We start from the raw sequence: 6,812 nt of genomic DNA on the forward strand, positions 1-6,812 counted from the left end.
GCTGCAAATATTGGACGCAAAAGTAAGCAGAATGGTTTTACCGGACTGTCTAGAGGCTGTTTGGCACAGCCGTTACGAATCAAGATCCATTAGGGTCAAGGTTCTTAAGAATCCCCTCGCCTTTAGGCAGGGGAGTGTCAACCGATCTTTTGCCTAATTTTACCGGTCTGGGCAAAACTGTAATGATTTTTAATATAGCCCTGGGGTTTGCCCTCTCCCTATATCCCTCTCCCACGGGAGAGGGACTTTCCCCCTTCTCCCGTGGGAGAAGGGGCTAGGGGATGAGGGTTTTTTGTCTATTAAACTACTTTTTATAAAAAACAAGAATAAAAATTATTTAAAATAAGATTTTAGAGCTTCACAGAGAATTGGAAGAGATAGAAGCCCAATAAAAACAGATAAAGCTTAAAAACGAGCGATTAAACCTGAAGTCATTCCGATCGCCCCTTGGATTTCCCCGAAACTTCGTTAATAATGCGATCGAGACCGAGAAACACAAGCTATTCAAAGCCATTAGGAGAGAGCGCCCTATGAAACTATCAGTCTACGGAAAAGGCGGAATCGGCAAATCCACCACAAGCTGCAACATCTCCGTTGCACTCGCCAGACGAGGAAAAAAAGTCCTGCAAATCGGGTGCGACCCCAAACATGACAGCACCTTCACCCTCACCGGATTTCTGATTCCCACCATCATTGACACCTTGCAAGCCAAAGATTATCACTACGAAGATGTTTGGCCCGAAGATGTAATATTTAAAGGCTATGGTGGCGTAGACTGTGTAGAAGCAGGCGGCCCTCCCGCCGGAGCAGGATGTGGCGGTTATGTCGTTGGCGAAACCGTAAAACTACTGAAAGAACTCAACGCCTTTGACGAATACGATATCATTCTCTTCGACGTACTCGGTGATGTCGTCTGCGGTGGCTTTGCTGCACCTCTAAACTACTCCGACTACTGCATGATTGTCACCGACAACGGCTTTGATGCCCTCTTTGCCGCCAACCGTATCGCCGCCTCCGTGCGCGAAAAAGCCCGAACCCACCCCCTACGATTAGCCGGTCTCATCGGTAACCGCACCTCCAAGCGCGACCTAATCGACAAATATGTAGAATCCGTTCCCATGCCAGTCCTAGAGATTCTGCCCCTAATCGAAGATATACGCATCTCCCGCGTAAAAGGCAAAACCATCTTTGAAATGGCCGAAACCGACCCCACCCTAGAACCCGTTGCCAACTATTATCTCAACATCGCCGACCAAATCCTGGCCCGTCCCGAAGGCGTTGTTCCCAAAGATGCCGCAGACCGCGACCTGTTCACCCTCCTTTCTGACTTCTACCTCAACCCTCCCAAGGAAGCAGTGAAAGCGGAAGAAGAAGAACTAGAACTAATGATGGTTTAGGGAATAGGGAACAGGGAATAGGGAATAGGGAACAGGGAATAGGCAATTTTCTCCATCTCCCCATCCCCCCATCCCCCCATCCCCCCACTCCCCCACTCCCCCACTCCCCCACTCCCCCACCCCAACTTCCCCAGTTCGGCCGGAAAAACAGTATCATGGCTCAACGAAACCCTTGCTATTGGATTGACTGCTGTGAGTATGGCTTTTTTCGATAACTTTACTGCTTCCATTCGCCAAAAATGGCTGGATTACTTTCAAGCCAATAAAGCGTGGTTGCTTCTGCAAATGGAAGTGAAGTCCAACAAAACGCCGGATGGGGGACGCAGACCCGCTTCTTCCCTGATTTTAGGGGTGGTGAATGCCCTAGAGCCGAAATTGGGCAATTTGATGGTTCCTTTCTTCAAGCTCAATGCGGATGAAGATGCCTTAGTGGATGTATTGGGTTTGAATTTTGACCCAGAGCGGGAGTTAAACCCCAATGGAGAAGCCCCCGCCATTTCTTCCCCCGGACAACCTACGGGCGTGTCTCGTTTGTTACCGGATGGAGATGACGATCTATAACGTTAACTGATTGAAATCTAGGTTTATATCTTATGACTGTTGCACAACCGGAAACCAGTGCCCTCAATTTTGAGTGCGAAACTGGCAATTATCATACGTTTTGTCCCATTAGCTGTGTTGCCTGGTTATACCAGAAAATTGAAGATAGTTTCTTTCTGGTGATTGGCACAAAAACCTGTGGCTATTTCCTGCAAAATGCCATGGGAGTGATGATTTTCGCGGAACCTCGCTATGCCATGGCGGAGTTAGAGGAGGGCGATATTTCGGCTAAATTGAGCGATTATGACGAATTGAAGCGGTTGTGCTTGCAGATTAAGCGCGATCGCAATCCTTCTGTTATTGTATGGATCGGGACTTGTACCACCGAAATCATCAAGATGGACTTAGAAGGTCTCGCCCCCAAACTTGAATCAGAAATCGGTATTCCCATCGTCGTTGCTCGCGCCAATGGCTTAGACTACGCCTTCACCCAAGGAGAAGATACGGTACTTGCGGCAATGGCGGCTCGCTGTCCGAAAACTGTGGAACAACCCGAAGAAAAAGAAGAGCGCAACGCCATTCAACGCCTACTCACCTTTGGCAAGAAAAAGGAAGACGTAGCTCAAGAAGAATCGGAATATGTAGACCATCCGCCTCTGGTTTTATTCGGTTCCGTTCCCGACCCCATCGTAACCCAATTGACTCTAGAATTAAAGCGTCAGGGCATCAAAGTGTCCGGATGGTTACCCGCAAAACGCTATACCGAATTACCCGTTGTGGAAGAAGGTTATTATGTCTCTGGAGTGAACCCCTTTTTATCCCGTACTGCCACCACTTTAATGCGTCGGCGCAAGTGTAAGTTAATTGGCGCACCCTTCCCCATCGGCCCGGATGGAACCAGAGCTTGGATAGAAAAGATTTGTTCGGTCTTTAATATCGAACCCAAAGGATTAGCAGAACGGGAGCAGCAAATCTGGGAAAGTGTGGAAGATTATCTGCAATTGGTGCGCGGTAAATCGGTCTTTTTCATGGGCGATAATTTATTAGAAATTTCCCAAGCCCGGTTCCTCATTCGCTGCGGCATGATTGTCCATGAAATCGGCATTCCCTACATGGATAAGCGCTATCAAGGAGCGGAGTTAGCCCTCTTGGAAAAAACCTGTCAAGAGATGGGAGCGCCGTTACCGAATATTGTGGAAAAACCCGATAATTACAATCAAATTCAACGGATTTACGACCTGAAACCGGATTTAGTCATCACCGGAATGGCTCACGCGAACCCAATGGAAGCACGGGGAATTACTACCAAGTGGTCAGTTGAGTTCACGTTTGCCCAAATCCACGGCTTTACGAACACCCGCGACATTTTAGAATTGGTGACTCGTCCCCTACGCCGGAATAATAACCTGAAGGACTTGGGTTGGGAGAAGTTAGTCAAGGAAGAAGCCAAAGTTTAGGAGATTGATTGGCTAAAATTCCAGATTATTGTAGGGGCGAACGGCCGTTCGCCCCTACAGTGAAACCCAGACCTAACTCAAGGTATTTGTTGGGTTTTCGGCAAAGCCGACATGAACGTTCCTCAACCCAAGCGATAAATCAAGACCGCCCTCAAAATACAAGGTATCCATGTAGCAATGATAAATTTGATCATTACTGGCAAGAGATTTGTATTGAAAGGTGTAAATGAAAAGCTAAGAAATAGTAAGACAAATGTAGGGATTAGAGTAATCATTATAGAGGCTGATAGACTATTCGTTTTGTACTGAATGCATAAACCAATACAAAAAAAATGCAAAACATCCAATAGAAAGATAGATTAAATTTATTAGATCAACAAATAATTGTGATGTTTCTATAAAATCATTCATTTTTCTTGCTCCTATAGTTAAGATTATGAAGATCGATTATGCTGTGATATCTGTTTAAATTCTAGAGTAGCAACGCTGTGGGATATTCAGATCTTCAGAATTGCTTAATGAGATCCTTCTAACTTGACTATTACTAGCTTAGTAGAACTGAGGTTAAACTGTAGAGAACCCAATCCATTCACCGACTCATGGCGGTTTGAGCTTCACATTGTTATACGCAACCTGCTTTCTGTGTAGTGGGGAGGAGTGGCGATCGCCACTCTCCGACCTGCAAGGGAGCGATCGCCCAAAGGTTCATGATCGCACAAGCCGAACTTCAACATTGAGATTGAGATGACTCCATTGGCGATCGCTCGTCAGAACAGGTTGATGAAGATAAATACCCAGTGCCAGACAAGCGCGGTCTCCTAATGATAAACCCAGTGACTTCGTAACAGGACGCAGCATACCCGCTTGTAATGCTTGTTCTTCATTAAACGGAATCACTTCAAGCCGTAAATTCGACAAAATTTCTGCAATTACATCTTCAGGAATATTCAATTCTGCTAACTTGGCAATTACTTCAGATAAATTGACGCTGCTAATAGCTGCCTTACCCATAAATCGTGCAACTTCTTCACTACCTTTTTCTTGATTAAGCAACGCTAAAATCGCTGAAGCATCAACCACCACTTCACTCAATTTCCTGCCCCTGTCTCCGTTGGGCAATCAACTCTTCAGAAAGAATTCGACCTTCAGGAACATACTGTCTAAACAGAGCTTGAGCTTTTCCTACAGAAGTCAGCATCTTAAAGATTTCATCGCGACTAACGACTTCACTGCTCTCTCCTTCCTTAATGGCATTTTCCATGGCAATATCTTCTAGTGCTTCTGCCAGCAGTTCAGAAAACATCTCTTTTTCTTCTTGAACCAACTCCAGAATAGTCGTTTTGAGGAGTTGTTTGAGTTCCGTTTTGTCCAAGGAAAGTTCAGTCATTATAATTCTACTCTGCCATTAACTCATCGGGCGTGCAAACTACAATATCGATTCAGAGTGTGGGTAACCCAATTCTAGCATCATCTGTGGGCATCATCAGCAAGCCAGGCGATCGCCTTAAATTCTATTGATGGGGTAAGGATAAAGTGCTGCATCCATGGTCAAAAGAGTTAAATTGTGGTGTAGAGCTTGACCAATTAGCATCCGATCAAAAGGATCGCGATGTAGAGGAGGTAAGTTAACCAGTTGAACAACACTAGCTTGATCCAGATCGAGGTTGATGATGTGATGCCGATCGCGTTGTTTGGGAAGATAGAGAGCAGGGTGTTCTGGGAAGGGTAGTTTTCCCAACTGGTACTTGACAATTGCCTCCCAAATAGACAGGACACTTAAATAAATCTGATTATCGAGATTACGAATAATTTCTAGGTGCTTGATGGATAATCGGCGATCGCCACTAATAAACCACAGAAAAATATGAGTATCGAGTAGAACTCTCATTTTCCCTCAAAAGCACTTAGGATATCTTCAGGTAATGGTGCATCAAAGTCATCGGGTACAACAAACTCTCCAGCACATAAACCAAAGGGTCGTAACGCTCCCTTTTTCGGTTTAATCGGTTTAAGCTCCGCAATAGGTCGATCGCCGCGAACAATAACTAATGCTTCACCGGCTTCCACTTGGTGTAAGTATTTTAAAGGATTTTGCTGGATTTGCTCGACAGTTACACTGACCATAATCTCGGTAATCTGAGTTTGAGTAACCCAATTTTAGCATCATCAGCAAGCCAAGAGATCTCCCAGAGAGATTGCCACTGACGACTTCAATGCTCTCTACTTCTTTAAACCCCATACAGTATCCTAGTACATGAATATCTCCCCATAGACACTTGAATCATGAAAGGAATCTGGCTCGAAAATCAACAGCTACAACTGCGAACCGATTTAGCAACTCCCACTCCTCCAGAAGGAGAAGCCTTAGTTAAAGTTTTGCGTGCCGGAATTTGTAATACAGATTTGGAACTCATCCGGGGATACTATCCCTATACGGGTATTCTTGGCCATGAGTTTGTGGGAGTAGTGGCAGAAGGCCCAGAGAATCTAGTCAATCAACGGGTTGTCGGGGAAATTAATGCCAGTTGTGGAGAATGTTCGTTTTGTCGGCGGGGAGAACCCACCCATTGCCAAAATAGAACCGTATTAGGCATTGTCAATCGTAATGGTGCTTTTGCGGATTATCTGACATTACCCGTCAAGAACTTACACCCGGTTCCTGATACAGTAGAAACGAATGCAGCCACATTTACGGAACCTTTAGCAGCCGCGCTGGAAATTCAAGAACAGGTATCCATTACGCCAGAAGATAAGGTTTTGGTGGTCGGTGATGGCAAACTGGGACAATTGGTAGCTCAAAGCTTGGCCCTGACTGGATGTCGTTTGTTGGTCATTGGTCGTCATCGGCAGAAATTAGAGAATTTAGAAGCTTTGGGGATTGCAGTGGGATTTGCGGATGAGATCCAAGAGGGCACATTCGATCGCACCGTAGAATGTACAGGCAATCCAGAAGGATTTGCGATCGCCCTTCGCGCTCTGCGTCCGAGGGGAACCCTAATCCTCAAAAGCACCTATGCCGGTCAACTCACCCTAGATGCTTCTGCCCTCGTCGTCAACGAAATCACCTTAATTGGCTCGCGCTGCGGCCCCTTTGACAAAGCTTTAGAGCTGCTCGCAAACCATCAAATTGATATTAATCGTTTAATTCAGGCTGAATATCCCCTGAGCCAAGGTTTAGAAGGGTTTCAATTGGCCCAACAAAAAGGAGTCTTGAAAGTATTACTGAATATGGAGCAATAGAGCGTGACGGCGAGTTGCCCTCGATCTTGATAAACCCTCATATCAAGTCCGGTTTCCGCAAGCGGACATGAAAATTTGTTAAGAAGCGGGCAAGATGCCCGCACTCCTCGAATTCTTTGATCTGACTGGAGTGGGAGCATCTTGCTCCCTGGATTTTTAATTAGGGTATTTCCGCTTC

At 45.7% G+C, this 6,812-nt stretch carries 8 protein-coding genes; 4 read left to right on the plus strand and 4 right to left on the minus strand.

The genetic code is table 11. The features are described from left to right. Nucleotides 1-530: 530 nt before the first annotated feature. From bchL to PMG71_RS02285, 3 genes are all read left to right on the plus strand, one after another. The gene (gene bchL / locus PMG71_RS02275) at nt 531-1,397 is read left to right on the plus strand and encodes a ferredoxin:protochlorophyllide reductase (ATP-dependent) iron-sulfur ATP-binding protein (RefSeq protein WP_283752020.1); all 867 of its coding nucleotides are present in this window, start codon (nt 531-533) and stop codon (nt 1,395-1,397) included. 198 nt (nt 1,398-1,595) lie between these two features. Beyond that, on the plus strand, nt 1,596-1,958 hold the full coding sequence (locus tag PMG71_RS02280; protein ID WP_283752027.1) for a DUF5331 domain-containing protein: 363 nt from the start codon (nt 1,596-1,598) through the stop codon (nt 1,956-1,958). A 32-nt stretch (nt 1,959-1,990) separates the two neighbouring features. Continuing rightward, entirely contained in the window at nt 1,991-3,394 is a 1,404-nt protein-coding gene (locus PMG71_RS02285) for a ferredoxin:protochlorophyllide reductase (ATP-dependent) subunit N (protein ID WP_283752021.1), read from the plus strand. 705 nt (nt 3,395-4,099) lie between these two features. Here the strand turns inward: PMG71_RS02285 and PMG71_RS02290 are convergent. From PMG71_RS02290 to PMG71_RS02305, 4 genes are all read right to left on the minus strand, one after another. Continuing rightward, complete coding sequence (locus PMG71_RS02290) at nt 4,100-4,486, minus strand: type II toxin-antitoxin system VapC family toxin (protein WP_347179183.1); 387 nt, start codon at nt 4,484-4,486, stop codon at nt 4,100-4,102. Further along, nucleotides 4,479-4,781, minus strand: a complete 303-nt coding sequence (locus PMG71_RS02295) for a hypothetical protein (RefSeq protein WP_283752023.1) — start codon at nt 4,779-4,781, stop codon at nt 4,479-4,481. Before PMG71_RS02295 ends, PMG71_RS02290 begins: the two co-directional genes overlap by 8 nt. 117 nt (nt 4,782-4,898) lie before the next feature. Continuing rightward, nucleotides 4,899-5,282 carry a type II toxin-antitoxin system VapC family toxin gene (locus PMG71_RS02300; protein WP_283752024.1) on the minus strand — a complete coding sequence of 128 codons (384 nt, stop codon included), beginning with the start codon at nt 5,280-5,282 and terminating at the stop codon, nt 4,899-4,901. Then, nucleotides 5,279-5,518, minus strand: a complete 240-nt coding sequence (locus tag PMG71_RS02305; RefSeq protein WP_283752025.1) for a type II toxin-antitoxin system Phd/YefM family antitoxin — start codon at nt 5,516-5,518, stop codon at nt 5,279-5,281. Before PMG71_RS02305 ends, PMG71_RS02300 begins: the two co-directional genes overlap by 4 nt. Before the next feature lie 159 nt (nt 5,519-5,677). On the opposite strand from PMG71_RS02305, the gene PMG71_RS02310 reads away from it, so the two are divergent. Beyond that, nucleotides 5,678-6,634, plus strand: coding sequence for an MDR/zinc-dependent alcohol dehydrogenase-like family protein (locus PMG71_RS02310; RefSeq protein ID WP_283752026.1), 957 nt, complete (start codon nt 5,678-5,680; stop codon nt 6,632-6,634). Nucleotides 6,635-6,812: the final 178 nt, after the last annotated feature.

Origin of the sequence: Roseofilum acuticapitatum BLCC-M154 (genome assembly GCF_030068475.1) — a bacterium.
Classification (GTDB): Bacteria; Cyanobacteriota; Cyanobacteriia; order Cyanobacteriales; family Desertifilaceae; genus Roseofilum; species Roseofilum acuticapitatum.

Coding starts and splice junctions, on each gene's coding strand:
- PMG71_RS02300 (WP_283752024.1), bottom strand. CDS start 5,282: ATGAGAGTTCTACTCGATACTCATATTTTTCTGTGGTTTATTAGTGGC.
- PMG71_RS02280 (WP_283752027.1), top strand. CDS start 1,596: ATGGCTTTTTTCGATAACTTTACTGCTTCCATTCGCCAAAAATGGCTG.
- bchL (WP_283752020.1), top strand. CDS start 531: ATGAAACTATCAGTCTACGGAAAAGGCGGAATCGGCAAATCCACCACA.
- PMG71_RS02295 (WP_283752023.1), bottom strand. CDS start 4,781: ATGACTGAACTTTCCTTGGACAAAACGGAACTCAAACAACTCCTCAAA.
- PMG71_RS02310 (WP_283752026.1), top strand. CDS start 5,678: ATGAAAGGAATCTGGCTCGAAAATCAACAGCTACAACTGCGAACCGAT.
- PMG71_RS02305 (WP_283752025.1), bottom strand. CDS start 5,518: ATGGTCAGTGTAACTGTCGAGCAAATCCAGCAAAATCCTTTAAAATAC.
- PMG71_RS02285 (WP_283752021.1), top strand. CDS start 1,991: ATGACTGTTGCACAACCGGAAACCAGTGCCCTCAATTTTGAGTGCGAA.